This is a genomic window from Sphingomonas sp. IC081 (genome assembly GCF_006874585.1).
In the GTDB taxonomy this organism is placed as follows: Bacteria; Pseudomonadota; Alphaproteobacteria; order Sphingomonadales; family Sphingomonadaceae; genus Novosphingobium.
In genome coordinates this window covers 479,355-505,748 of record NZ_CP029761.1, presented here as the reverse complement: position 1 = coordinate 505,748, position 26,394 = coordinate 479,355, and the positions used below count along the sequence as shown (strand labels likewise).

Below are 26,394 nucleotides of genomic sequence, written 5' to 3'. Positions count from 1 at the left end.
GTGTTTGCCGACATTTCACACGAGCGTCAGCAGTCGCTGCTGCGCCAGCGCAACCTCTTTGCGCTCACCAGCGCCGGACTTGGCATTGCGCTCGTCGTAGCGGTCAGCCTTGCTGCCACCCGCGACCGCGAAGTCGTCCTCCTTCCAACGCTCCCCAAGCAGCTCACTGTCAGCAGCGCGGGGGTCGAGGCCGACTATCTCGAACTCGTGACCCGCGATGCCGCGCTCGTTCTCCTCAATCGCAGCCCCGAGGGCCTCGACTACTGGATGGACGAGATCCTGAAGCTCGCCGATCCGGCAAGCTACGGGCGCCTCAAGGCCGATCTCGTCCGGATTGTCGAAGAGCAACGGGGTTCGGATGTCACCCAGGCCTTCGTCATCCGGTCGATGACCGTCGACCCCAAGAGGCTGACTTCCGATGTGACGGGCACGCTCAAGACCTTTGTCGGCGCCCAGGTTATCGCGAGCGACGAACGCCGTTTCCGCTTCAACTGGACCTACCGGGGCCTGCGTCTCGCGCTGTCAGGCTTCAGCCAGTTGCCCCCCAAAGACCCAACGAAGGAGGCCCAGTAATGGCTTACCGACGCAAGACGCGCGCGTGGAGCCTGGCTCTTTGTGCCAGTACCATCCTCGCATTTTCAGGAAGCGGCGCTCAGGCCGCCGATCAGTTCAAACAGGCTGCAGATGGAGCAAGCATCGAATGCGCCGTGTCGGCCCGCGAGCTGACGCGCTTCGCGCTTATCGACGACCAGTTTGCCAGCGTCTCGAAGATCTCGACCGGCACGCCCTACAACGATTTTGCGGTCACCAACGAACCGCTGCGCGGCGACATCTACGTGTCGGTGACCGAGACCTATGCGGCGCGGTCGATCAGCTTCTTCGCCACGACCAAGAAGGGCTTCGTCTACAAGGTTTCCTGCCAGGTCGAGCCTGTCCCGGCAGTGCAGGTCTTCATCACCAACCCGGCGATCGCGACAAACAAGGCATCTGGCTGGGAAAGCGAAACGCCGCTGGAGACGAGCGCAGTGCGGCTCATCCAGGCCATGGCCAATGACCAGACGGTCGATGGCTTCAAAGTCAGGCAGTCCTCCGCCCTTCCGGCACGGGTCGGCGATCTCGAAATCCAGCTCATCGCCGATTACCGCGGCAGCGCGCTTGCCGGAAAGGTCATCCGCCTGGCGAACCGTGGCCGCAAGCCGCTGACGCTTGCCGAAGCTGATCTCGCGTCCTCCCAGACACTCGCAATCTCGATTGCCCAGCCCACTCTCAAATCGGGAGAAAGCACGGTCGCCTTCATCGTCGGTTCAAACGGAGGGTTGGGCCATGACTGATGCTCCCTCGATCTCAACCCCGGTACAGGCCGATCCGGCATCGCCGTCGCCAGTAACCAGCCTCAACGAGAAGACCGCACGGCGGCAAAAGCTTCTGCTTGGCTCCTTGGGCGCACTCGCGCTTGTCGGTGGCAGCTGGTTCATCCTGGGCGGCGATGACAGCGCGAAGAGCGATGATCCCACCGCCGCGCAGACCATCGACACGGCAGGACTCATCAATCGCGACCTTTCGCAGCGTGAATTCGTCGCGACCTACGGCAATCGTCTCGATGCCGTGACCCGCGAGCAGAAGGCCATGAAGGATGCGAGCCTCCCGCGCGAGGAAATCGAATCCCAGCTGGCCGCACTCAAGGCGGAAAACCAGGCGATGCGCGTCGACGGCCAGGCCGCAATCGATGCGATCTCCGCTGAGAACGCGGATCTCAAGTCACGCCTTGCCAGCCAGGCCGCCCCGGCAGCCGCAAGCCTGCCGCCACCGGCCTATGGCCCGCAGGCGGGTGGCTACGATGCGCGCGGTCGACCGGTTCAGCCTGCCCCTGCGGGTTCTGCGCTTGGCGGAAGCGAAACCGGCCTTCCCGGTCCCGGTGAAGTCAAACTCATGAGCTTCACCGCCGACAAAGCAGGAGCCAGCGGCCTCAGGGCGGCTCGCCCGGAAGCGCCGCCGGTGGTGGTCGAGGACTCGCCGGACTATCTGCCGCCCAATTCCTATGCTCCTGCCAAGGTCATCGTCGGCGTCGATGCGTCGGCGGGCGTCGCGAGCCAGACCGATCCGCTTCCCGTGGTGCTGCGCATTACCGGTCCGGCGCGATCGGTCATGCAGAACGGCAAGGTTCTGACCACGCGGCTTCAGGGCTGCATCGTCAATGGCGCAGCGCGCGGCGATCTTTCGTCCGAAAAGGTTTACGTGAAGCTGGCGCGGATGACCTGCGACCAGCCCGGTGGGCGCGTCGCGGTGAGCGAGGTCAAAGGCTTCATCAGCTTTGCTGGAAAATCGGGCGTGCGTGGCCGTGTCGTCAGCCGCGAGGGCAGCCTTGTCAGCCAGGCTCTGCTTGCCGGGATTGTCGGCGGGTTCGGGCGCGGCTTTTCGGCGAACGCCAACAGCGTCTTCTCCGGCGTCACGACCAATGCCGATGGCACCCGCTCGAAGCTCTCTGCCGGCGACATCCTCGGCGGTGGGCTCGGCCAGGGCGCTGCCGATGCCGCCGATACGGTCAGCAAATATCTGATCGAGCGCGCCGAACAATACCAACCCGTCGTCGAGATGCCGACCGGCATCGATGTCGAGATCGTCTTCCTCGACGGCGTCTACGTGAGGAACTCCCAATGACCCCCGCCACAAATGATCCAACCCCCACCAAGCCGCGGCGCTGGCTGCGACCGGTGGCGACCGTTGCTGCCGTCGTCGCCCTGTCAGCCGCAACGGGTTGGGGCGTGGCCGGCCTCGCCTCCCCGGCTCAGGCTCCCGACGCGGCAAAGGTGCGCGCCGCGCTCAAGCTGCGCCTCCCGAAGACGCCGATCGACGCCATCACCTGCGATGGCCTTGGCGGCCTGTGCGAAGTCGCCTCGAAATCGACGCTGTTCTACGTCGATCGCGCGGCCAAATATCTGGTGATCGGGCGCATCTACGACATGGAGGCGCGGCAAGACCTGACGGCAGCCCGTCTCCTCGCACTCAACCCAGACTTGCTGGCAGCGGGCGGGGCACGGCGGAGCAATGCCAACGAAGAAAGCCAGCCCGCCCCGCGCGCCACCCCGCAGAAGGTATCGCTCGCCGGCCTGCCCGCGAACGGCGCGATCACCTGGGGACCGGTGAACGGCCCCAAGGTCGTCGTCTTCTCCGATTTCCACTGCGGCTACTGCAAGAAGCTCGAAGCCGAACTGAAGGCGATCGGCGCGCGCGTCGAGGAGCGGCCCATTTCGATCTTCGGGGCCGACAGCCGCCGCGATGCCGAACGGGTGCTGTGCTCGCCGCGCCCTGAGGTGTCACTGCATATGGCCTATTCGGGTCTCGCCCTCGCCAATCCAAAGCCGTGTGACACGAGCGGGCTCGATGCCAACGAGGCCTTTGCCAAGGCCCATGGCTTCAACGGAACGCCGGTGATCGTACGCCCGTCCGACGGCGCGATCCTTGAAGGGTATCGCCCGGCTTCCGTGCTCCGCGAATTCCTCAAGCCCGCGAAAGCGGTTGCCCCAGTTCCGGCCAAGAAAGGATAATCGTCATGGGATTTTCCCACCGTATTCTCGCCTCTGCCTGCCTTGCCGTGCTGACCAGCGGCTGCGCCACCTTCGGCACGAATATCGAAGGCGATTTCACCTGCCGTGCCCCGAAGGGCGACTGCGCACCCAGCCAAGTGATCGATGCGCGCGCGACCAAGGATTTGTCCGCGAGCGGACCGGTCCATGACGGTCTGCGTCCCCCTGTTTCCGTCGCATCCGGCGATCAGGCCCGCACATCCGAGCGTACGCTCAGGATCGTCTTTCCGGCCCATATCGATGAGACCGGGACTCTGCACGACGATGCGGTCGCCTGGGCGGTGGTCGAAAATCCGCGCTGGGCCGCAGAACTGCGCCGCAAGGCAGGCGAGGATACCGCCCCGCCGCTGATGCGGCAGCTCAGGCGCCAGCTGAAGGCCGCACAGGCCAAGAGCGATCTCCTGAAGGAAACCGCCACCCTTCCCGCGGCCGAACGGCCCGAAGCCGAGACGTTCGATCTCGGACAGCCCTTTCAGCCTTCGTCCTCGATCGAGGACATCCCCTCTGCCTCGCCGCTGGCCCTCCCCTCCACGGCGCGCGAGGCGGTTGCCGGTGCGAGCGCACCGGCGGTCGAGGGGTTCGACATGGCGCAGCCCCCGCATGATCGAACCCCTCGGCCCTCTGCCGACAAGGCCCCGCTGATCTACCCGACCATCGAGGCGATCGATGCCGCCAAGAACGCCGCCGCCAAGGCACACAAGGAGCCCAAGTGATGGCCGAGAAACTCAAGACGATTGTCGACAGGCTCCTCACCGGGCTTCTGGGCGATGCCGAGCACGCTGAACATGACCGGCCTGCCCTGATGCTCGACCTGCTGTCGGACTGGCTCCCTTACCGGGTCTACGATCCGGCGAGCCGGCTCTACTTCAACGCGCGCTCCAAAGGCTTCGTGCTTTCGGTTACTCCTCTGATCGGGGCGGACGAACGCACCGGTGAAATCCTCGGGTCGTTCTTCTCCGAAGGACTTCCGGCAGGCGCCTGTCTCCAGGTCCTGCATCTCGCATCCCCGCGCATCAGCCGGATCGTCGCACCCTGGTTTGCGCCGCGCTATGTCCAGGGCGGCGTTTACGAGGCGATTGCCCGTCACCGCGCCCGGCGGCTCTACGGTCTCGTTTGGGAATCGGGCTCGCAGGATGCGCCTTTCCACGCCCGGCACCATCAGGTCATCGTTTCGGTCGGCGTGCCTGCGGCCAAGGCGGTCAGCAACGAGGATCTCAAGCAGACCCGCGACGGCCTTGTTGCCATGCTGAAATCGCTCAATCTGGGCGTGGCCGAAGTCGAGCCGCAGCAACTGATCGCAATCATCGACGACCTGACCTCGCCGACCACCGCGCCGCAGGATGATGCTGTACCCTACAATCCCAACGACGCGATCGCGGCCCAGGCGATCCGGCACGATATCGAGCTCGTCATCCACGAAGACCGGATGCGGCTCGTCACCGAGCGGTTTCGTGCCACGGGCAAGATCGAAGACGGCGTTCCCGAGATCGGCACGGTCTATCCCGACGCGTTCGACGTTCGGCATTTTTCCTCGCGCAACATGCCCCAGCGCTGGGCGCCGTGGGAATGCGCGCGTCTCATAGGCGACATGTTCACCGACAAGCTGCGCTTCCCCTGCCCGGCCGCGACGATGCTGTGCCTCGTCTATCCGGACCAGGAAGCCGCTTCGGCCAAGGCCGGCTTCAAATTCATGCGTACGACGAGCCTTGCCGGAACGCGCAGCGCGCGTTTTCTGCCCCGCATCGGCGAGCAGGCAGCCGAGTGGCAGCATGTGCAGTCCGAGCTGCAGGAAGGCCGGCGTTTGGTGCGGGTCTTCTATGGCCTGACGACCTACTCCCCACTCGGCCGCGGGGACCGCGACGAACGCGCGATCAAGTCGATCTACAAGGCGGCGGGCTGGGATCTTGCCGATGAGCGATATCTGCAGATCCAGGGGCTGCTGGCGGCCATGCCGATGACGCTGGCCGATGGGCTAGGCGCGGACATGGAGCGCCTGAAGCGCTTCAAGACCGTGCTTTCGACGACAGCGGCCAATATCGCTCCCATGCAGGGCGAGTATCTCGGCAGCGTCCATCCGCACCTGCTGTTCGTGGGCCGGCGCGGCCAGCCCTTCTTCTGGTCGCCGTTCGAAAACGATGCTGGCAACCACAATGTCGCGATCTGCGGCAAATCCGGCTCGGGGAAGTCTGTGCTGCTGCAGGAAATGTGCGCCGCGCTTCGCGGCGCTGGCGCTCAGGTCGTGGTCATCGACGACGGACGCAGCTTCGAGCATTCGGTAAAGCTGCAAGGCGGCCGGTTCGTCGAGTTCACGATGAAGGCGGGCTTCTGCCTCAATCCCTTCTCGATGATCGATGGCGAGCGCGCGGCCGAAGACGAGGACTACCGGCTCGACTGCTTCGGCATGGTCAAGGCCATTGTCGGCCAGATGGCGCGGCACAGCGCAAAGCTTAACGACACCGAGCGCGGCCTGATTGACCGGGCGGTCAACATGGTCTGGAGCGAACGGGGCGTCGATGCCTCGATCACCGGCGTCGGCGAAGCATTGGCCGGTCTCGGCAACGAAGCCGCGAGCGACCTCGCCACCGCGCTTGCGCCATACATGGCGGGCGGCACCTATGGCGCCTTCTTCGAAGGCCAGGCGAGCCTCGATCTCGACACCGACTTTACCGTCTTCGAGATGTCGGACCTTGCCGCCCGCGAGGAACTGCGCAGCGTCGTACTCTCGGCGATCATGTTCATGACCAGCCAGGCCATGACCCGCAGCCCGCGCTCGGTGAGGAAGCTGCTCTTGATCGATGAGGCGTGGTCGATGCTCAAGGGCGGCTCGATGGGCGAGTTCGTCGAAACCTATGCCCGCACCTGCCGCAAATATGGCGGGGCGCTGGCAACCGCGACGCAGTCACTCAACGACTATTACAAGTCCGACGGCGCGACCGCTGCGCTCGAAAACAGCGACTGGATGCTGATCCTCCAGCAGAAGCCCGAGACGATCGCCGATTTCAAGGCGTCGAAGCGCCTCGACATGGACGACCGCACCGAGACCCTGATCCGCAGCCTGAAGCGTTCGGGCAGCGACTATTCTGAAGTCTTCATCAAGGGCCCGGAGACCGAAGCCATCGGCCGGCTCGTCCTCGACGACTATTCGGCGACGCTGTTCTCAAGCTCGCCCCAGACCTTTGCCGCGATCGATGCCGAAATCGCGCGCGGCCACCAGCTTGCCGACGCGATCGAACGGATCGCCTTTGCCAATCGAACCTGACTTCTCCCTCCATCCAAGGACACCCAAAACCGATGCCACTCCATCTCGTCACGCCTATCGACCGGGCCCAGGATGCCCGTGCCGACAGCGACAACCTCGATCTGCCGGCCAAGGGCTGGCGGTCTCATGCCGCCGACCTTTGCTACATCGTGCTTCGCGGCAGCACCTTCCTCGCCTCGAGCTACCTCATGGCGCTCGGGCTCCCGCTGCTCTTCTTCCTCCTGATTTCCGGCGGCGATGCCGGGGTCTTCTTCGCCCATCTCGCCAATATTGCGGACCGTTTCCTGGGCGCCGAGCAGGGCCGCCAGGTCGGCTTCCTCGACGAGTTCAAGTTCGTCCTCATCGGCGTCGCGACGCTCGTCGTGGTCTGGCGCCTGCCGCGCTTCATCAACGATCTCGAGCGCGAACTCTCGGGAGAAAAGCTGTGAAGAACATATTGGCAACACCGTCCCTGAGCGGCCGCATGAGTGCGGTGAACTGGACTGCCGTCGCGCTCGGTTTGAGCATGGTCGGCTCGGCGCTCTGGGGCGTCTGGGCGACCGACAAGCTTCTCGCGCTCGACAAGCGCGAAGTGGTGACCGTGCAGCTGAGCCGCATCATGGGCGACTTCATCGAAGCCGAAGCGCGCGCAGGCCGACCGCCAGAAGAAACCAAGATGCGCGTCCAGGCCTATCTCCAGGCGGTCGAAGCCTCGGTCGAACATCTGGGCCGTGAGGGCCGCACGGTCCTTGTCGCCGAAGCGGTGGTAGCCGGCAGCACGCCCGATTTCACCGAAGCCGTGCGCGCCGATGTCGCGCGCCGCGTGGGGGCCATTCCCGATGCGCGCCGCTGATCTTGTCCTCCACTCGCCAACCGGGCGGCGCCTCGCGCTGTGGGCAGGGCTTGGCGCGGTAGCGCTCGCGCTCACCTCGCTCGCCGCCTTCTCGAAGGACCACGCGCTGATGATCAACGCGAGTCCGAGCCTGCCTTACTGGGCGATCTGGCTCGATCGCAGCGCGCTGCCGCAGCGCGGCGAGATCATCCTGTTCGATCCGCCCGCCTCGCCGCTGCTCGAAAGGCACTTCGGCAAGAAGCCCAAGCCGTTCGGCAAGAAGGTGAGCGGCATGCCAGGCGATATCGTGACCGAGAAGGAGCGCAGCTTCTTCGTCAATGGCCGCAAGGTTGCGGTAGCCAAGCGCGAAAGCCGTTTCGGCGAGCCACTGGCGCTCGGTCCGACAGGCGTGGTGCCTCAAGGCTGCTATTTCGTCACCACCGCGCACAAGGACGGCTTCGACAGCCGCTATGCGGCAATCGGGTGGATCTGCGCCAGGCGCATTCTCGGGGTCGGGAGGCCGATCCTGTGACACCGCTGCGCGCCCCCACATTCCTCGTAGCCGGTGTTCTGATGGCCGCGCCGGCAAGCGCCCGCGACTACGGCCAGCAAGGCACGGTCTGGTCGGTGATTGAGCCTGACCTGCTCGAGCAAATCCATGCGCGCCTCACCCATCTCGAGAAGACCGGCGAGACGGCCAAGCTCAACGAGGAGCTGAAGCGGCGCACGATCGCGCGCGTCAACCGCCCTGAGCCGGTCGCGGGGATCAGTGCCGCGGCGGCGGCGCGTAGCTGGCGGTTTGATCCGACGATCAGCGTCGAGCGCGACATTGCCGACGACAAGGGCCGGGTGATCGTCGCTGCCGGAACTCGGGTCAATCCGCTCGATACCGTACCGCTGCGTGTGCCGCTGGTATTCCTCGACGGGGACGACCCCGAGCAGCTTGCCTGGGCAGCCCGGCGCTATGCCAGCACCAAGGCCAAACTCATCCTCGTGCGCGGCGCGCCGCTTGAACTGATGAAGGCCCGCCAGCGCCGCTTCTATTTCGACCAGGGCGGCAGCCTCGTGAAGCATTTCGGCATCCGCGCCGTGCCCGCAACCGTCGAGCAGCAGGGCCGCGTGCTCATCATCACCGAGCAGCCGGTTCGACCCAAGGAGCGCGCGTCGTCATGAGCAGAAAAAATCGTCTTCTCTCATGGATATGCTGCGCGATCCTTGCCTGCAGCCTCAGCCTTGCCGTGGCTTCGCCAGCGCAGGCATCTGCCGGTCCGGGCCGCTGCACGGGCAAGTTCGTCAATCCGATCACCGACATCTGCTGGTCGTGCCTGTTTCCGATTTCGGTTGGCGGCCTGAAGATCTGGCCGTCGAGCCGTCCCGATACGAGCAATCCGACGCTTCCCGTTTGCCTGTGCGGTTTGCGGCCGGGCATCGCCATGGGCTTCTGGGAGCCGGTGCGACTTGCCGACGTCAGCATGAAGCCCTGGTGCTTCGTCAATCTCGGCGGGATGAAACTCGATCCCGGCTTCGACATCGGGTTCAAGTCGATGGCGGGTCCTTCGGCGGTGGGCGGCGCGACGCAGTACAATTCGCAGTGGCATGTCCACTGGTATGCCTATCCGCTGATCTACTGGATGGAGATCGTTGCCGATTTCCTGTGCCTCGAGCAGGGCTCGGTCGACATTCTCTACATCACCGAGATCGATCCGCTCTGGCAGGACAGCGAACTCACCGCGATCATCAATCCCGAAGCGGTTCTCTTCGCCAATCCGCTCGCGCTTGCGGCCTGTGCGGCTGACTGCGTTGCTGCGACGGCCAAGCTCCCGACCGACGAACTCTTCTGGTGCGCGGGATGCCAGGGCAGCATGTATCCCTTGAATGGCAATGTCTCGGCGACGATCGGGCACGTCCAGGCATCCCGGCTCGCCCTCGCCCGCTTCTCCTACAAGCTTCACCGCGAACTCGTCGCCTGGGGCACGATGGGCAGCAAGGGGCTTTGCGGCAAGTATCTGATGCCGGTGATGAGGAAGCAGCAATACCGCTTCCAGGCCACCAATCCCAATCCGCAGACCAAGGGCCGCTACGCCTGCGCGCCCATTGGCGCATCCACAACCTTCATGTCGGCAGGCCAGGTCTATCCCGCCATCGGCGAGGACATGGGCTATCTGGTCTGGCGCAAACGGAACTGCTGCGCGTTATGAAAATACTCCCTCATCTCCTTGTAATCGCGTCGATCACTGGCGCCGCCGCCATGGCGGGAGCCGCAGCGCAGACGAGCGAGCCGGAGCTCGATCTCGAAGCGATACGCGCCCGCGCCAAGGTCGAGGCGAGCGAAGCCGATGCGCTTGCCGCCAGTGCCCGCGCGCGCGCCGAAGCGGTCCTTAGCCAAGCCAATGCCAGCGCCGCCGAAGCCCAGGCGCACGGCAAGCGCTACACCGAGCAGGCGGCAAGAACCGCGCGGCCAGAAAGTGAGGACGTCTTCGATTTCGACAAGATGGTGGCCGACGCGGGCACCATGGCCAGCGAGGGCTTGGGTGAAGCACCCCGCTTCATCGCCTTCGCTTCGCTCTCGATGCCGCCGGCGGCCTTGCGCGCAATGGCGGACGACGTCGCCCTTGCAGGCGGTGTGGTCGTGCTTCGCGGGCTGCCAGGAGGCAGCGCCAAGACCCTGACCGCAGCGCTCGCGAAAGTCGCAGGAGACGGCGGCAAGCTCGACGCGGTCGGCATCGATCCGCGCCTGTTTCGCGCCTTCGGAATCGAGACGGTCCCCACCTATGTGGTGACCAGCAGCGATTTCGATCTCTGCGATGGCTTCGATTGCCGGACCCAGGTTCCGCCCCACGACCGGATGAGCGGCAATGTGAGCGTGTCTTATGCGCTCGAAACCTTCGCCCAAGGCGGGGGTCCCGGCGCCCTTCTCGCATCCCAGCATCTTGCCCGCCTGCAACGGAGTGACCCATGAAGCGGCTTCTCCTCCCCCTTTTCTGCCTCGCCTGTGCCTGTCTGCCGACAAGCGTCTCGGCGCAAACCACAACCGATGCCGCCAAGGCGGACGGCAAGGCGTTCGGACGCGACCAGGCGGCCGCAACGCAGAGCGCGGCGACAACCGACCCGGATGCAAACCGCATTCCCAATTTCGGGGGTGTGCCGAACCAGTCGGATTATTTCGAAGATCCCGACCGGATGGCGCGTGAAGCCGCGAGCCAGGCATCGGCGAACACCGGATACCGGACCATGCGCGATTCCATGGATCGCCGTGCCAAGTTCAACAAGGTCGATCTCGACGCGGCGATCGCGCGCTCGAAGACGATCGCCGAGGATCCGCTGTCCTATACCAGCGGCATGGGCGTGAGCGGGACGCAGGGCCGCTGTGTGCCGCTTCCGCCCGCGAGCGGGACCGCCGCGCGCTACAAGGCAACCTGCAATACCGGCTATACCGTCGATAGCAGCACCCAGAGCTGCGCGGTGACGCTCCAGACGAGCGTTACCACGGTCACCGACTATCTCTACTACTGCTCCAGGCTCGATCCCGACTGCACGGCATTTCAGCTTCCGACCTGCCGGCGGACTGGAAGTCACCCAGGCAAGTGCCTTCAAGGCGTCGATACCCCTGGAGGGTTCAAGTGTTTCGAGCCCGGCGACCCGGTCGACGAATATACCTGTTCTGCGCCCGTCACGGGTGAAACGCCCATCCGTGTTTCGACCCGCCAGTCGGTCTCCACAACCAAGGACGAAAGCCAGTGCGCAGGCCTTGCTGCGGATAATTCATGTCAGCAGGACACCGAGACCTGCACCGACAGCGATCCTGTCACCCGGATCGTCGACGGCATCGCGGTCACCCAGCCCTGCTGGGCATGGTCGCGCAGTTATACCTGCGCCCAATTTACGCAAGCTCAGGACTGCCAGACGCTGGAAAGCACGCCCGGCTGCTCGCTGGTGCGCGAGGACTGCCTTTCGGGTGAGCCCTGTAAGACCTGGGAGCGGGTCTACGACTGCCCGGTCCCGGACCAGCCTGCCGATACCAGCCAGTTCATCTGCGACGGCGACGTCTATTGCATCGATGGCTCGTGCGAGACGATCGAGCGCGAGGCCAATGACGAGTTCAAGGATGCAGTCGTCGCGCTCAACGCGATGGACCAGGCACGGCGCGAGTTCGATCCCGACACGCTCACCCTGTTCAAGGGCACGCGCAATACCTGCTCGTCCAAAGTCTTCGGCGTGCTCAATTGCTGCAAGGGCAAAGGCTTCCCGCTCATTCCGGGTATCCAGCTGCTCGTCGCGCTCGGCTGCAGCCGCGAGGAAATGCTGCTTCACCAGCGCGATGCGCAGGGCCTGTGCGCCTATGTCGGGACCTATTGCTCGGACAGCTTCCTGGGCGTCTGCCTGACCAAGAAGAAGGTCTATTGCTGCTTTGAATCCAAGCTTTCGCGGATCCTGCAGGAACAGGGCCGCCAGCAGCTGAACAAGCCATGGGGCAAGCCCAAGACCGAGCAGTGCCTTGGCTTTACCATCGACGAGTTTTCGCGGCTCGATCTCTCGAAGATGGATTTCAGCGAGGTCTACGCCGAATTCACCGACGCCGCGCGCCTGCCCGACGAGCTCCAGGCCGCCACCGAAATCCAGCAAAAAATCGAGGACTATTATGCCCGCGCCAGCCAATAAGGCCGCCCGGCGGCTGCTTGCCGCCTGCCTCTCGCTCACCGCCGTTGCGCCCGCGCTCAGTGCTCCGGCACACGGGCAGGAACCGCCGCTGGTCACGACCAGCGACAGCCAGGACAGCTTCTACTGCGAGGAGCGACGCCTTGGGTACTGGTTCTATTGCGCCAGGCCCAAGCCGCCCGAAGTGCAAGAGGAGACATCCGAGCCTGCTCCGAGTGCGACGAGCCAGCTCGATGCCATCACTGCAAATCTGCGCGAACTGAAAGCCAAGGCGATTCTCGAGCCGACGCCGGCCAATGTGACGGCCTATATCCGTTTTCAGCGCGCCCAGCTCGACCGGGCATCGCTGTTCAGCGATGTCTGGCAGCGGGCGATCTGGCAGGATCCTGATCTCGACTACACGCTCCAGCGGCCAGTCTCGACGCTCGGCAAGCGCCAGTGGCAGGACTCGCGCAACGCCGAGCGCAATGCGGTGATGGCGCAGCTGTCCGAACGCTACGGGCTGTTCTACTTCTTCGCCCAGAGCTGCGGCGCCTGCGAAGTCATGTCGCCGATCGTCCAGAGCGTTGCGTCGACCTGGCACATCACGGTGCGCGCGATTTCGACGGACGGCGGCCCCTCACGCCATTTCCCAAATTACACAGTCGAGACCAACCAGCGCAGCCGTATGGGGCTCGAGCCCAAGGTCACGCCGGCGGTGGTGCTCTGGGATGCCGCCAAGGGCCAGCCCATCCCGATCGGCTACGGCGTGATGAGTGCCGACGAGCTTCAGGACCGCATTTACCTCCTCACATCGAAGGAAGCCGGACGTGACTACTAGGATGAAACGTGCCGTCGCCGCAATCCTCGCGGCTACCCTCCCCCTTACCAGCGCATCGGCCGATGTAGGCAGTTCGATGGACTCGTTCCTCAACGATGTTGGCGGCGCCGCTAACGTCAATGGGCCGACCGCGTTCGAGGGTCAGTCGGCAGGCTATTACAGCCTCGGCAACGTCTGGACGCGCTTCCCTCAGAAGACGACCAACATCGCCAATCTGCAACTACCGCGCGCCCGGGCGGGCTGCGGCGGCATCGACATCTTTGCCGGATCCTTCAGCTTCATCAACGCGAATGAGATCGTCGCGATGCTGAAGGCTGTCGCCAACAATGCGGTGGGCTTCGCTTTCAGCCTGGCGATCGACACGGTCTGCCCGGAATGCTCGAAGATCATGCAGGAGTTCAGCCAGAAGGCTCAGCTCATGAACAACCTCAACATCAACTCCTGCGAAATGGCGCAGGGGCTTGTGGGCGGCATCTGGCCCAAGGGCGATCTGGCCGACAAGGCGATCTGCGAGGCGATCGGCAACTCGGAAGGCATCTTCACCGACTATGCCGCCGCCAAGCACGGGTGCGGCACCAAAGGCCAGCGGTCGAGTACGACAGCGCAGGGCTCGGGCAAATATGACGACGTAAATCCCGCCGTGGCGAGAAACTACACCTGGACGATCCTCAAGAAGTCCGCGTTTTTCTCGCCGAATGGCACTTTCGACGAGGAACTCGCCGAATATGCAATGACGCTGCTGGGCACGATCATCTATGTCCCGCCCAAGGATGACGAGCCGGGCAAGTTCGTGCCGATCGTCGGGGAAGCGTCCTCAACGCTGGTCACCTCACTGCTCGATGGGACAAGCAACGGAAACGTCCTGATCTTCGACTGCGACGAGCCGGACAAGTGCCTCGATCCCGGCTTCAAGTCGCTCAGCCTTCCCGCATCCAAAGCGCTGCGCCCGCGCGTTGCAGCCCTGATTGCCGGCATGGTCCAGGCGATCCATGACGACACCGCGATCACCGACGCGCAGAAGGAACTTCTGCAGGTTGCCTCGATCCCGCTTTACAAGATCCTGACTGTCCAGGCGGCCTATGGCCGCGGCATGCCGACCGACGATCGCGAAACGCTGGCGGAGATCGCCAGTGTCGATCTTCTGTTCGCCGTCCTCGACCGGATCGTCAGCGAAGCGGGCCGCTCGATGTCGAGCTTCATCGGCGCGGACGAGGCCAAGATCGCCATGTGGCAGGGTCAGGTGAATGTCGTCCGGCAGGCGCTCGCCGACAGGCAGGCGAACACGCATCTGAAGGTCAACGCCATCATGCAGATCATCGAAAAGACCGCGTTCATCGAGAACGTGCTCGCCGCATCGATGTCGCCCGGCATGGCCGCCTCGCTCGACTGGTCGCGCGGCGTGCAATCGCGCGCCCTTACCCACTGATCCCTTTCAGCGCACCGAAAGCGGCGGGAGCCCAGCATCATGGTCGAGATTTTCACAGTTGGCGGCGGCGACTACTTGGTCAATGTTTTCCAGGCGGTCGCCGCCTGGACAGGCAATGGGGGCTACAAGAGCCTCCTGCAGGTTGTCATGGTCATGGGGCTTGGCCTGTCCGCCATCACGCTGGCGTTCAATCAGGACTGGCGGGCCTGGATCAACTGGTTCCTCGGCGCGACGCTGATCTATTCGTGCCTGATGGTGCCGCGGCTCGACGTCCATGTGACCGACCGGCTCAACCCTAGTCTTGCTCCGGCCAATGTCAGCAATGTGCCGCTGGGGCTTGCACTGATGGCGAGCTTTACGAGCCAGGTCGGCGACTATCTGACTGGCTCGGCCGAGGTGGTGTTCGGGCTGCCGGGCGACCTCAACTACTCGAAGAATGGCATGATCTATGGCGCACGGCTCTATGATGCCACGCGCTCCTTGCGCATTTCCGACCCGGAATTTGCCGCCAATCTCGACGAGCATTTCCGGCAATGCGTCTTCTACGACGTGCTGCTTGGCCGATATTCGATGAAGGAACTCGCCGAGACCAACGACATCTGGACAACCATCGCGCCCGGCAGCCAGGCGCGGGCCCAGCGCTTTCTGACCCGCGACACAGGGACAGGTCAGGTGACTTCGAATATCATCACCTGCCGCGAAGCCTATGATGCGCTGAACGCGCAGTGGGCCGGACTGATCGACGGCATGGGGACGGTCTTCGGACGCCAGCTCTATCCCAACCAGACCGCCGCCCTCGCCAAGGCCAAGCTTTTTGCTGACCTGCCGGTGGTTTACCAGTACCTCACCGGGGTCTCGGCCAATGCGACCGAGATCTTCAAGCAGACACTGACGATCAACGCGATGAGCCAAGCCATGCATTCGATGGCGGCAACGAGCGGCGCGGGCAATGTCGACGTCTACGCCCAGACGCGCGCCGATATTCAGACCGAGCGGACCTATGGCTCGATTGCCAGCAACGCGATGAAGTGGGTGCCGCTCCTCAATGTCGTGCTGACCGTCCTCTTCTACGCACTGTTTCCTGTCCTCTTCCCCCTGTTCCTGTTGCCCAAGACCGGACCGCTGGCACTCAAAGGCTATGTGACGGGCTTCTTCTACCTGGCGGCATGGGGACCGCTGTTCGTGATCCTGCATATGATGCTGATGTACAAAGGCGCCGCGGACATGAGCGCGGTTGCTGGAAGCAATGGCCTGAGCCTCGCGAGCTTCACCGGCATGGCCGATGTGAACAGCGATATCGGGCTGCTCGCAGGCTATCTCATCGCCTCGGTGCCGTTTCTGGCAGGCGGTGTGGCCAAGGGTGCCATGGCGATTTCTCACCACGCCACGAGCTACCTCAACCCGAGCCAGAACGCGGCCGAGGAAGCGGCCCGGGAGGCAAGTACCGGCAACGTCTCGCTCGGCAACACCAGCTTCGAAAACTCGAGTGTCCTCACCCGCCAATTCGCACAAGGCACGATCGCGCCGAGCTTCACGTACGGCGCGCCGCAGACGCGGACCTTCAGCGACACCGGGGCAATGACCACGAGCTTTCCGGACGGCAGCTACGACCAGATTCCGACCTCCAACTATCCCTTCACGCCGACGCTGGGCCAGGAGTTCACGGCGCGCCTTTCAACGATGGCATCGCAGGCCCGCGCCAACAGCGAGACCTATGCCAATGTCGCCACGGAATCGACGGCCAGCGCTGTCACGAAGTTCCGCGAGCTCAGGGACCAGTTCAGCCGCGGCTCATCCTTCGAGAGCGCGACCGGCACCTCGAATTCCGACAGCATCCAGACCGCATTCAGCGAGGTCGATCAGGCATCGACCAGTCTGCAGCGGCAATTCGGGCTGTCGCGCAGAGCAGCGGACGACATCACTGTAGCGTGGTTCTTGAACGGAGAAGCTGGCGCGAGCGCCGGTGTAACGAACGGCGTCGCGTCCGCCAATATCGGCGCCAAGGGAGGGCGCAACCAAACGTGGACAGACAGCGACATTGGCATCGCATCGGAGGATCGCTCGCGGATCTTCGGTAGCTTGGCCCAGATGTCCGACAGCAGGAATTGGTCGAGTACCCGCGATGGTTTCGTTCGATCGGTCAGCACCTCGAGCAGCTCCTCAATTTCGAGCACGGCAAGCGGCATGAACGCGTCCCTCACCGAAGCGCAAAGCTACAGCCGTGAGGCAAGGCGCGCCGAGGAGCTTGCCAACCGCCTCGAAAGCCAGGCGTCTTTCTTCAAGGGCAACAGCGCGGCAGGAAGCCTCAATTTGTCCCAGGCCTACCGTGAATGGGGATTGGCCGAGATTGAGCGCAACCGAGACTTCTACGGCGATGTGCGGTTCGACGACGTGACCTTCCAGCTCAGTCCGGAAGGCCAAGCCTTGCAGGCCAAGTTCATTGAAGGTTATGCCGAGCAGCTTCGGGACGGGATCGAAGATCGCCTGGTTCTTGCCCCCGGAAAGTCCGTGTCCCGTCCAGCTATCTCTGACGCCGGATCAGTACGCGGGCGCGCGCAGACTGGCGGAGGCGGTTCCGGCTCAGTGCCCCAAGTGGGCGCCGGCGATCTCCATGATGAGGTACAAAAGGCTCAGGCTGCTGGTCGCCAGAAGATCGGCGGATCCAGGGGACGCCTCGACGCGGTCACTAAGGGAGCGCAGGGCGCAAGTGCGGAGGCCGCCGATGACGTCAAAGAGTGGTAGGCGTCAGCCCCTGAGGAGGTCCCAGTAGATCACGAACCCCGCAAAAAGGGCGAAGATAACTACGACGACGATGCTCAGGATCCGCGACCACGGATCAGCCCAAGCTTTCTTGATCCGATATTCTGTCAGACGGTTTTCGCGGATTGCCTGATCGATTTCAGACAGCCCTTCCCACTTGCGGGTTCCGTGCGCCTCGGCGCTTTCAATGTCGAAATTCGTCATGATGGCGTTCATCTCAGGTCTCCTTGGAACATAGCAGAAACGAGGCCGAGGGACAGGAAATTCTGACCCCCAGCAGCTGCCGCAACCTCTCCTCAACTTCCAAGCTTTCCGCGATAGAGATGCGAACAGAGAGGGAACACATTTTGCTTGTAAAGCGTCTCTTTACGGGCCACATTGCCCCAAATCAGCTCGGGGCGGAAAGGCTATGTATGCAAACCGATAGCAATCCATTGTTATGTGGCATCCTGGAGACTTCCTAAAAAGCGCAATCATCGAGGCCAATGGCTTGTCAGTGACGGATGCCGCTCAGGTTCTTGGGGTGACTCGCCCTGCGCTTTCTGCACTGCTTAATGGCCGCTCGGATCTCACGCCTCAAATGGCGATTCGAATAGAGAAGGCGTTCGGCGTCTCCATCGAGCAGCTGATGGAGATGCAGACAAGTTATGACATCGCGGAAATCCGAAAACGAGCCGACGAAATCATTGTAGCGCCATTCAGGCCGAAAACGGCTAGGGCACGGCCAAGGGGGAAGATATGACAAATCCCATATCAGCTGCACGCTTGAAAAAGCCCGCGACGGCCGATTCAGCCGCAGCGGTCGACGTTAAACGCGTCGAGCTGGCGCGCGCCCGTGTTATTTCGAGGGCTTGGGCAGAAACAATCCCGGAGACACGCCGCACCAGCCAGGCAGCCCTTTTTGCCAGAACAGCCATTGAGGCATTTGCCGCCTGCGTCGCGCCTGAACTGACCCTCAGTCCTCCGTTCGTGACTGTGCGTGGAAGGTTGGACGCGACCCCGCGCCAGCTCGCCACATCCATCGGGCGCGAGGCGGCGACGCTGCCGACCCTAGAAGGTTGCCACTTCCTAACCAGTCTCTACACGACCCTGTTACCAGGGAAGGAGCGCAGCGCCCTCGGGGCATTTTACACGCCCCCGGCGCTGACTCAGCGCTTGCTCGATCTCGCAGATGAAGGGGGCGTAGATTGGTCAAGTGCACGTGTGCTCGATCCGGCGAGTGGTGGGGGTGCCTTCCTGTTGGAAGTTGCCGCACGCAAGCGCCGGGCGCTTGAAAAGTGCGAGCCGCCTTTTGTACTTGCTCATCTCGGGACTCATCTTTCGGGCCTCGAACTCGATCCGCATGCGGCGTCACTCTCCCAGGCCGCGCTTGAAATCTTCCTATCTGATCTCAGCATGGCGAGCGGCCGCGACGCGCCCGTCTTCGTGAAAGTCTGTGACTCGCTGGAAGAAGCGCCGGTGGCACAATATGACTTGGTAATCGGTAATCCGCCTTATGGGCGCGTGACGCTCTCCGCCGCGCAACGCTCGCGCTATGCACGCAGCCTTTACGGCCATGCCAATCTCTATGGGGTGTTCACAGACGTTGCGCTGCGATGGACGCGGCCGGGCGGGGTTATCGCTTACTTGACGCCCACAAGCGTCCTGGGCGGGCAGTATTACACTGCCTTGCGCCAGCTTCTCGCAGCCGAGGCTCCGCCTGTCGCGATTGATTTCGTGCATGCGCGCCGAGGCGTCTTCGAGGATGTGCTCCAAGAAACCCTCCTCGCGCTCTACCGGAAGGGCGGAAAGCGCAATGCTTTCCAGGTCCATTATCTCCATGTTGATAATGAGCGCGAGGCGCGCTTAACTAAGAATGGCAAGGTCGGTTTGCCGGAGGCCGCAGGCGCGCCCTGGCTCGCGCCGCGCGAACCCGGTCATGTTGGGCTTATCAAGGCGGCAGAGGGCATGGCCTCGCGCCTCTCTGACTGGGGATATGGTGTTTCGACCGGCCCGCTCGTCTGGAACAGGTTCAAGCCGCAGATGCGGACTCGCGCGGCGCGTGGGCTGCTTCCACTGATCTGGGCAGAGGCGGTGACAACCGACGGGCGTTTCGTTTTCCGTGCGCAGAAGAAGAATCATGCGCCCTACTTCAAGACGGAGGCCAGTCATGACTGGCTCATTGTCGATCAGGGGTGCGTCCTCGTGCAGCGGACGACGGCCAAGGAGCAAGCGCGTCGCCTCATCGCCGCAGAGTTACCACAGGAGTTCATTGACGCGCAGGGCGGCGTCATCGTCGAAAACCACTTGAATATGGTGCGCGCGATCGGAAAGCCGAAAGTGACCCCCGCTGCCGTTGCCGCCGTGATCAACAGCGATGTAGTCGATCAGGTGTTTCGCTGCATTAGCGGGAGTGTCGCTGTGTCGGCGTTTGAATTGGAGGCCATTCCGCTGCCGCCTGCCTCGGCCATGGCGGAAATCGAGCGGCTTGTCGCAAAGGACGCTCCGCGTGCAACAATCGAGAGGGCTCTGCGCGGCCTCTATGGCCTCAAAGCATGACGCTCCCTCCACTCCTACCGTGGAAGGAAATCCACGCGCGCTTACCGGAAATTTTCCCCGAAGGTTCCGCAAACCGCGAGCATTCGATCTGGGAGATCGCAGCCAAGACGATTTTTGTGATGCTCTACGTCGGCGCTGTGGAAGGAATGGGAGCTTGGCTCCGGCCTGATCAGGTGACGCGAATGACGGACGCGCAGGCGGCATTGACAAGTGCTGATGATCGCGCAGCTTGGGTGCCCGTCTCGATGAAATCCAGCAAAGGCTTGAACATCCCTGACCGGTGGTATGCGGTCAACACGCGGGAATCGATCCGGGACGATACGATCCGCTACGCTCTGCTCCAAAACGGCGCCGTCATCGATCGGCCGGTGGCCACCACATCGTCGGCAGGGAGGTATGCCCTACAGGCGGAGTTCGCGGAGCTATTTTCACCTGATCTGAACGAGGCGACCTTTATCGCCAAAGCAGCCGCGTGGCGCGAGAAACACCTCAATGCGGGTGCTCTCGCCCGCATCGCGATTGTGCGCAAGGGTGCTGCCGCAAGCGGCACTTACGAGCTGGTCACGTTCCCCAATGGTGAAACCCGCCGCATGGCGACCGGGCCGAGCGCTGATATCTCCAAAGCGGTTGTTGAGGTTTTTGCGCCAAAGTTCCTGCAAAAGCCTGGCGTGATCACGTTGAGCGAGAGCGGGAACAAAGTGGTCGCACGGGACGACGAGCTCGCCAAGGCAATCGGCCTGACCATCCCGGCCGACAAGAGTTTGCCCGACATTGTGCTAGTCGATCTTGGCCCAGCGCATCCGCTATTGGTGTTCGTCGAAGTTGTACATACGGATGGTCCTGTGAATGATGCGCGCAAGACTGCGCTCCTGCAAATCGCAGAGGGCGCGGGTTTTGCACCCCAACACGTCGCGTTTGTGACCGCATATCTGGATCGCGCCTCAGCAACTTTTCGAAAGACTGTGAGCAGCTTGGCTTGGGGCAGCTACGCTTGGTTCGCATCCGAGCCTGAAAGCCTTATGGTGTTCAGTGGCAAACCGCTTCAGATTGAGGGTGGCTAACGGCATGGCCTACTCAGACCTTACTTTCGACAGCGGTGGCGCCGAGGAGCGTCAGCCGCGCGAGGGAACCAAACAGGCACTGCTCGTCGCTATGCTGTCACAGAAGACCGGCGTGACTATTTCAGAACTCGTCGATGCCACGGGCTGGAAAACCAATACGGTACATGCCGCACTCTCAACTTTCCGAAAATCTAGAAAAAATATTGTTGTAGAAAATACCTCAGCAAGGCGGATTTATCGCATCCACAACAAAGGCCAATGCTGAATAATAGAAGGTTTCATTAATAATATCTACATTCTCGATATATTTGGAACACTACTTTAATTTTTGGAATTTCCTGACGGAGCTATGAGCGCCTTCACCCTCGCCTGAGTTGTCAAGCGCGGTCGCCGACCTTCTCGCAAATCTTTCACAAATCGCGGGTCTCCAACCGCCAACCGACCAAAGGTGCTCGGCGGCGTGCGTGTTTGTGCCAGATATGCCTCGATCTGCTCCAGTAGCTCCATCGCCCTCGACTCGCTTTAAGCTTGCGTTCTTGCTATGTTCTTACTAGGAAGGCTTCCTAGAGTCTAGGATCGATTTTCCTAGGTGCCCGCGATAGGACTGGCAGTCATGGACGACGCACGGAGAACCCTGGACGAACTGATCCAGCAACGAGGGGTAAATTACTCCTCGGTTTCGCGCCTGTTGGGGCGCAATGCCGCTTACATCCAGCAGTATATTCGGCGCGGCAGTCCGCGGCAGCTGGACGAGCAGGATCGCTCGGTCCTGGCGCGATTTTTCGGAGTCGATGAGAAGGTTCTTGGAGCCCCTGCCCGCCGCTCAGGCCCGGTGGTAGAGCTGGTCCATGTACCTTTGCTCAATGTCGAGGCATCAGCTGGCCATGGCGCTCTGGCTGAAATGGAAGCCAAATCCGCGCAGTTTGGCTTCGACGAGAAGTGGCTGCGGCGATTGACCGCGAGCAAGGCATCGAGCCTGTCGATCATCGCCGTGCATGGCGACTCCATGGAGCCCACACTTCATGATGGCGACGAAGTTATGGTCGATCTCGGGGATGGCCAGGCGCGGCTTAGAGACGGGATCTATGTCCTGCGGATGGACGATATGCTGAGCGTAAAGCGCATTGCGCTCGAACCGCAGGGCAAGCGCGCGTCGGTCCTGAGCGACAACCCGGCCTATCCAAGCTGGCGCGGCCTCGAGAAACGCACGCTCAATATCGTCGGACGGGTTCTTTGGTTCGGACGAGCACTCTAAGGTGGCCTTCTGATGCTTGCCCTTCTTGCCGCTTCGATCGTCGCTTCCGGGCAGACCTTTACCTGCACGCCCACTCATGTCTGGGATGGTGATGGTCCGGTCTGGTGTGCGGAGGGCCCTCACCTGCGGATCGCCGGTATCGCTGCCCGAGAAATGGACGGCACCTGCCGCACCAATCAGCCTTGCCCCGATGCCACGGCGATTGATGCACGCGATGCCCTCGTGCAGCTGATGGGCGGCGCGTGCGGAACGATCTCGACAGGTCACGTGGTAGTCAGAGGTCCGCGGCTGACATGCCGCTCCGAGGGGTCCGCAGGCGGAAACAGGACCGCTGCCTGGTGCCGCCTGCCGTCAGGTGCCGATCTGTCATGCGCCATGATCAAGACCGGCACGGTCCTGCGCTGGGATCGCTACTGGAAAGGCCCAGCTTGCCGGTGAGCAGCACCAAGCATCTGACCGGCATCGTCGAATGGGCGGCAAACGGGCCGGTGCTGCGCACCGATGGTGACGGGACTTGGGAACTCGACAACACCCGTCAGGTCCGCAGATTCATAGGCGCTCGCGTCGAAGTGGTCGGGGAGCGTTCAGGGTTCAACGGATTTGCCTGCGACCAGATATGGCCTGCCGGACAGCCTCGTCCGACTGCCTTCAAACTCCGGCTCGAATTCATTCTTGCCGCAGCCTTCGTCGCCTACGGTCTTTACGCGACGGTTGGCGGGGTCGTGAGCGTGCTGGACTGATGCTGAGCGACTGGGAGCTCTGGGCCTGCGCCAACCATGTCCTGCAAACTCATGGGGACAAGGCTCCCTTGTACGTCGCCGAGCAGATTGGGGCGCTCGCACTTGCAGGCGAAGAGGCAGGCATTCGGACATGGCAGGCTATCGCTGAGCGGATTGTCCAGCTGAGCTCCAAGGCCCCGGAGCGGCCACTCCAGTAACCCTCCTCGACAAGCCCAATCAGTTCATCCGATCGGCGACAGATCGCCCGGAAACAGGCACGGCTGCGCGCCTGGACCGCCATGGTTGTCGCCTTCGATGGTGAAAGCGCGCATGCGCTCGACAAGATGACGAGCCAGATCGACCCTGGCGCTGCGCTGGGCGCGTGGATCATCCGCATTGAGACGGACGAGCGTGTTCTCCGGCGCAACGGCCAGCGCGACTTCGAGATGAGTGAGGAGGATATCATCGGAGATTCGGGGCATGGGTCAATGAGAACAAATAAAGAACTTCGCGTCAACCGGCCATGTGCGGACGCATGAGGACAGTGGGACGCTAGATGCCGATCTCGAACGGCTTCGTGATCGACCGGTGAAGCTCTGGCGGCTTGCGTTCCGGTGCAGGAGCCACGCGATCTTTGGCTTGCCCTTTGGCGGCCGCATCGCGGAGGAGATCGACCGTTTCAAGCGCCGAGCGCTTCATGCCGGCATTACGCTCGACCGCCGCCTCGAGCTTGCCAGCATTATCGACATAGAGCGTGAGGCCATCGCGCAGCCGCGTGACTGTCACCAGGAACGTCTGCTGGTTGGCCAGATTGCGCTCGCGGCTGTCCATGACCGCAATGCCGCGATCGGAGGTCAGCCCCTGCGCCATATGGGCGTTGAGCGCATAGGCGAGATCAAGACGGCGGAGCATCGGGTCGCCCTGCTCCAGCCTGTGCTCTGCGCCCAAGGATGTCTTCACCACGACAGCCCCTTTTTCGACAGCAACAATCCGGGCCTGGCCGGCATTGAGCAGGCCCCGCTGGTGATCGGTCTCGGTCCACCGGATCTTGTCACCGGTGTAAATGTCGAGGGCGCGAACTTCGAACAGGCGCAGCGGATCCTGCTCACCTTGCGGCCTGATCTGACCGGGACGAAACTCGAACTGGCGGCCACGCTCGTTCTCCAGCGTGACACGCTCGCGCGCCACATCGGTTCCGACCACACGGTACTCGCCTGCTGCAAGACCTTGGCTGCGCTGACGCCGCGCGACATCGACCACCATGCCGGGGGCGTAGGTGCTCGCATAGCGCAGCTCCTCGCGGGTCACATTGACGCGGGACAGGGTCTGAAGCCGCATGGTTTCAGGACCAAGCTCGCCGCTCGCTGTAAGGCCCGTCTGCACAGCCTCGTTCACGGCGCTGCGCAGGTTTCGGCCTGAGGCATAGATTGCGGTTGCCTCGCGCTCGGCTGTCGACAGGGACAGCCAGGCTGCGGCAGCTTCGACAGCAGCATCATTCCCCGCCTCGATCACCTGGGGTGCCAAATGGCGCATGGCGTCTTCGATGCGCCCTTCTTGCGCTGCCAGTTGGGCTTCACGCAGGCCTTCGCTGCGTGCGCGAAGATTGGTGCCCATCACCGCAGTCTCGATGCCGGCCTGCTGCATCACATCGAATGGCTTTCCAGCATCGACGGCACCCAACTGCTTGCGGTCGCCAATGCTGGCAAAGCGGCCGAGTTCGAGCAGGTTTGCCAGCCGCACAAGCTTCTCCTTGTCGGCATTGCCGACCATTGATGCCTCATCGAGCAGCACGACGGTGCCGCGCATCTCGGCCCGCGCCTCGGCGAGACGGTCCGCATCGGCCCCTTCAAGGAGATCGCGGTGCCGGGCGAGGAACCGCGACACTGTCATCGATGGAATGCCGGTATCGCGCTCGAGCATCTGGACCAGGGTGTTCTGCACCGCGAGCCCGAGCACGGCCCTTCCCTCCTCGCGCAGGATATCAGCGACGGGTTTGAGGACCGTGCTCTTGCCTGCGCCCGCGACGCCTTGGATCGCGACGATCCGATTGTTCGAGCCAAGTAGCAGACGCCCTGCCCCTTCCTGTCCAGCGTTTAAGGTCAGGCCATATTTGATCTGGGACAGGGCCTGCAGACGGGACCCGGCAAGGTCAGGAGAAACAATCGCCGGCGCAGCCCCGCGCCCCTTTTCAACCCCGGCAATGATGCGCTGTTCGAGGCTTATGGCATCGCGTGTCGTCAGCAATTCCCGGTCGGCACCCCTGCCCTTCTCCAGATGACCCTGGCGAAGCAGCTGGTCGACGCGCTGCTCGATGTCTGCAAGTGAAGTCGGGAGCGCAAAGCCAAGCGCTGCGCGGTAGATCTCGGCCCGAGTGAAGGCAGCTTCCCGCTCGCCGAGATGCCGGACAGCCGAGGCGACTGCATGAATTGCGGCGACTTGCTCGACGCTGCGATTGGTCAGCCTGCTAGGTATCAGTTGGTCACCTTCCCGCAGGCCAAGGCGCTCGGCAAAGGAGGCTGCAAGGGCCTGAACATTGCGGACAAGCGCGCGCATCGTGGGCCCAACACCGCTCACATTGCCAAGATCCTGCGCGCTGCGAGCATTGGCTCTGGCAATGACCATAGCGGGTTCAAACCCCAGGGTGGCGGAGGTCTCCTGCCACTGCTGCGTCAGCGCATCGCGGTCTTCGATCCGCCCCTTGTCGGCCCGGGTCATCAGGGTTGCGGCGTCGAGCACGCTTGGCCCTGAGAAGTTCATCTGGGCAGCCGCTTCCAGGATTTCCGCTCGCCGGGAACTGAAGGCGTCGCGGACCGCCTTGGGCACCCCCACGGCCTCGAAATTGCCGTGCTTGCCGAACTCGCCGACCTGGTAGCCGAGCTTTTCGACGCTCAGACGAAACCGGGCCATCGTCATGGCGTTGAGGAGGGTATTGTGCTGCCAGAGCTTGTCGTTGCGCAGCGCCCGCCATTTGCCGTCGGTCCCTCTCGTCACATTGGCAATGACGGCATGGAAGTGGGCGTTGGGTTCCTGGTTGCGATTGGTGTCGTGCTGGAACAGCGCGATCGCAAGGTTGCCGGTCTGGACGGCTCGCTCCCTGCCGCGAACCTCCATCCTGGTCTCGGCCAGGTTCTTCTCGGCCCAGCGCAGGGTTTCCCGGACGGCCGCAGCATAGGCGTCGAGGATCCGTTTGTCGCCGCCCACCAGAGCGAGGACCGACCAGCTTTTCGGCATCGAAAAGGTGAGATCGGTCCCCGCCCGGTGCGCCCGGTTGTCACTGCCGACACGGCTGCCGTCAGGCAACATCCCCTTGAGGATTGCCTCGAACTGCCGCGCGTCGACGGCCCCTTTGAGCCCGAGCGCCGCAGCGCCCTTGCCCAGCCATTCACCCGAGCGATCGGCATCAGCCCGCGTGTAGTAATTGTCGGCAGCGAAGTAGTTGGCCGCGCCGCCAGCGGTGCGGACATTGGCTACCGACAGCATCGATCGGTCCCCAACGCTAAGGCAG

General features: G+C 63.0%; 27 protein-coding genes. 24 read left to right on the top strand and 3 right to left on the bottom strand.

The genetic code is table 11. From position 1 onward, the window contains the following. From DM450_RS02530 to DM450_RS02455, 16 genes are read left to right on the top strand one after another with little or no spacing between them, the layout of a single operon-like run. A complete protein-coding gene (locus tag DM450_RS02530; RefSeq protein WP_142632450.1) occupies positions 1–573 on the top strand; it encodes a type IV conjugative transfer system protein TraE in 573 nt (190 codons plus the stop codon). Further along, positions 573–1,331 (top strand): type-F conjugative transfer system secretin TraK, encoded by a 759-nt coding sequence (locus DM450_RS02525; protein WP_142632449.1) that lies wholly within the window; start codon positions 573–575, stop codon positions 1,329–1,331. The genes DM450_RS02530 and DM450_RS02525 overlap by 1 nt, the downstream gene beginning before the upstream one ends. Continuing rightward, on the top strand, positions 1,324–2,658 hold the full coding sequence (locus DM450_RS02520; protein WP_142632448.1) for a TrbI/VirB10 family protein: 1,335 nt from the start codon (positions 1,324–1,326) through the stop codon (positions 2,656–2,658). The genes DM450_RS02525 and DM450_RS02520 overlap by 8 nt, the downstream gene beginning before the upstream one ends. After that, on the top strand, positions 2,655–3,545 hold the full coding sequence (locus DM450_RS02515; protein ID WP_142632447.1) for a DsbC family protein: 891 nt from the start codon (positions 2,655–2,657) through the stop codon (positions 3,543–3,545). Before DM450_RS02520 ends, DM450_RS02515 begins: the two co-directional genes overlap by 4 nt. Positions 3,546–3,550: 5 nt before the next feature. Next, entirely contained in the window at positions 3,551–4,297 is a 747-nt protein-coding gene (locus tag DM450_RS02510; protein WP_142632446.1) for a conjugal transfer protein TraV, read from the top strand. Continuing rightward, on the top strand, positions 4,297–6,843 hold the full coding sequence (gene traC, locus DM450_RS02505; protein ID WP_142632445.1) for a type IV secretion system protein TraC: 2,547 nt from the start codon (positions 4,297–4,299) through the stop codon (positions 6,841–6,843). Before DM450_RS02510 ends, traC begins: the two co-directional genes overlap by 1 nt. 32 nt (positions 6,844–6,875) lie before the next feature. Continuing rightward, positions 6,876–7,271 (top strand): hypothetical protein, encoded by a 396-nt coding sequence (locus DM450_RS02500; RefSeq protein ID WP_142632444.1) that lies wholly within the window; start codon positions 6,876–6,878, stop codon positions 7,269–7,271. 8 nt (positions 7,272–7,279) lie between these two features. Beyond that, a complete protein-coding gene (locus tag DM450_RS02495) occupies positions 7,280–7,675 on the top strand; it encodes a type-F conjugative transfer system protein TrbI (RefSeq protein WP_260610099.1) in 396 nt (131 codons plus the stop codon). Continuing rightward, positions 7,662–8,186, top strand: coding sequence for a S26 family signal peptidase (locus DM450_RS02490; RefSeq protein ID WP_142632442.1), 525 nt, complete (start codon positions 7,662–7,664; stop codon positions 8,184–8,186). The genes DM450_RS02495 and DM450_RS02490 overlap by 14 nt, the downstream gene beginning before the upstream one ends. Further along, the gene (gene traW, locus DM450_RS02485; protein WP_142632441.1) at positions 8,183–8,827 is read left to right on the top strand and encodes a type-F conjugative transfer system protein TraW; all 645 of its coding nucleotides are present in this window, start codon (positions 8,183–8,185) and stop codon (positions 8,825–8,827) included. Before DM450_RS02490 ends, traW begins: the two co-directional genes overlap by 4 nt. After that, positions 8,824–9,852: a conjugal transfer pilus assembly protein TraU gene (gene traU / locus DM450_RS02480; RefSeq protein WP_013832768.1), complete on the top strand. Its 1,029-nt coding sequence runs from the start codon at positions 8,824–8,826 to the stop codon at positions 9,850–9,852. The genes traW and traU overlap by 4 nt, the downstream gene beginning before the upstream one ends. 50 nt (positions 9,853–9,902) lie before the next feature. Continuing rightward, entirely contained in the window at positions 9,903–10,613 is a 711-nt protein-coding gene (trbC, locus tag DM450_RS02475) for a type-F conjugative transfer system pilin assembly protein TrbC (protein ID WP_260610098.1), read from the top strand. Continuing rightward, positions 10,610–12,313, top strand: coding sequence for a conjugal transfer protein TraN (locus DM450_RS02470; RefSeq protein WP_142632439.1), 1,704 nt, complete (start codon positions 10,610–10,612; stop codon positions 12,311–12,313). Before trbC ends, DM450_RS02470 begins: the two co-directional genes overlap by 4 nt. Further along, complete coding sequence (locus DM450_RS02465) at positions 12,294–13,130, top strand: conjugal transfer protein TraF (RefSeq protein WP_142632438.1); 837 nt, start codon at positions 12,294–12,296, stop codon at positions 13,128–13,130. The genes DM450_RS02470 and DM450_RS02465 overlap by 20 nt, the downstream gene beginning before the upstream one ends. Position 13,131: 1 nt before the next feature. Then, the gene (locus tag DM450_RS02460; RefSeq protein WP_142632437.1) at positions 13,132–14,556 is read left to right on the top strand and encodes a conjugal transfer protein TraH; all 1,425 of its coding nucleotides are present in this window, start codon (positions 13,132–13,134) and stop codon (positions 14,554–14,556) included. A 39-nt stretch (positions 14,557–14,595) separates the two neighbouring features. Then, positions 14,596–17,298 (top strand): conjugal transfer protein TraG N-terminal domain-containing protein, encoded by a 2,703-nt coding sequence (locus DM450_RS02455; protein WP_142632436.1) that lies wholly within the window; start codon positions 14,596–14,598, stop codon positions 17,296–17,298. A gap of 3 nt (positions 17,299–17,301) precedes the next feature. Here DM450_RS02455 and DM450_RS02450 read toward each other — a convergent pair whose 3' ends face one another. Next, on the bottom strand, positions 17,302–17,532 hold the full coding sequence (locus DM450_RS02450; RefSeq protein WP_142632435.1) for a hypothetical protein: 231 nt from the start codon (positions 17,530–17,532) through the stop codon (positions 17,302–17,304). A gap of 223 nt (positions 17,533–17,755) precedes the next feature. On the opposite strand from DM450_RS02450, the gene DM450_RS02445 reads away from it, so the two are divergent. The 8 genes from DM450_RS02445 (at position 17,756) to DM450_RS26110 (ending at position 23,107) form a co-directional block, all read left to right on the top strand. Beyond that, entirely contained in the window at positions 17,756–18,058 is a 303-nt protein-coding gene (locus DM450_RS02445; protein ID WP_142632434.1) for a HigA family addiction module antitoxin, read from the top strand. Beyond that, positions 18,055–19,854, top strand: a complete 1,800-nt coding sequence (locus tag DM450_RS02440) for a class I SAM-dependent DNA methyltransferase (RefSeq protein WP_142632433.1) — start codon at positions 18,055–18,057, stop codon at positions 19,852–19,854. Before DM450_RS02445 ends, DM450_RS02440 begins: the two co-directional genes overlap by 4 nt. Beyond that, on the top strand, positions 19,851–20,915 hold the full coding sequence (locus DM450_RS02435) for a BsuBI/PstI family type II restriction endonuclease (RefSeq protein ID WP_142632432.1): 1,065 nt from the start codon (positions 19,851–19,853) through the stop codon (positions 20,913–20,915). The genes DM450_RS02440 and DM450_RS02435 overlap by 4 nt, the downstream gene beginning before the upstream one ends. 4 nt (positions 20,916–20,919) lie before the next feature. Beyond that, complete coding sequence (locus tag DM450_RS02430) at positions 20,920–21,180, top strand: DUF3489 domain-containing protein (RefSeq protein WP_142632431.1); 261 nt, start codon at positions 20,920–20,922, stop codon at positions 21,178–21,180. Positions 21,181–21,528: 348 nt separating this feature from the next. Continuing rightward, positions 21,529–22,170, top strand: coding sequence for a S24 family peptidase (locus tag DM450_RS02420; protein ID WP_142632429.1), 642 nt, complete (start codon positions 21,529–21,531; stop codon positions 22,168–22,170). Positions 22,171–22,182: 12 nt separating this feature from the next. Further along, complete coding sequence (locus DM450_RS02415) at positions 22,183–22,608, top strand: thermonuclease family protein (protein ID WP_142632428.1); 426 nt, start codon at positions 22,183–22,185, stop codon at positions 22,606–22,608. Continuing rightward, on the top strand, positions 22,605–22,910 hold the full coding sequence (locus tag DM450_RS02410; RefSeq protein ID WP_142632427.1) for a DUF5818 domain-containing protein: 306 nt from the start codon (positions 22,605–22,607) through the stop codon (positions 22,908–22,910). Before DM450_RS02415 ends, DM450_RS02410 begins: the two co-directional genes overlap by 4 nt. Then, the gene (locus tag DM450_RS26110; protein ID WP_142632426.1) at positions 22,910–23,107 is read left to right on the top strand and encodes a DUF6961 family protein; all 198 of its coding nucleotides are present in this window, start codon (positions 22,910–22,912) and stop codon (positions 23,105–23,107) included. Before DM450_RS02410 ends, DM450_RS26110 begins: the two co-directional genes overlap by 1 nt. A 24-nt stretch (positions 23,108–23,131) precedes the next feature. Here DM450_RS26110 and DM450_RS02400 read toward each other — a convergent pair whose 3' ends face one another. Next, positions 23,132–23,371 carry a hypothetical protein gene (locus tag DM450_RS02400; RefSeq protein ID WP_142632425.1) on the bottom strand — a complete coding sequence of 80 codons (240 nt, stop codon included), beginning with the start codon at positions 23,369–23,371 and terminating at the stop codon, positions 23,132–23,134. A gap of 70 nt (positions 23,372–23,441) precedes the next feature. Further along, positions 23,442–26,369, bottom strand: a complete 2,928-nt coding sequence (gene mobF, locus DM450_RS02395; protein WP_142632424.1) for a MobF family relaxase — start codon at positions 26,367–26,369, stop codon at positions 23,442–23,444. Positions 26,370–26,394: the final 25 nt, after the last annotated feature.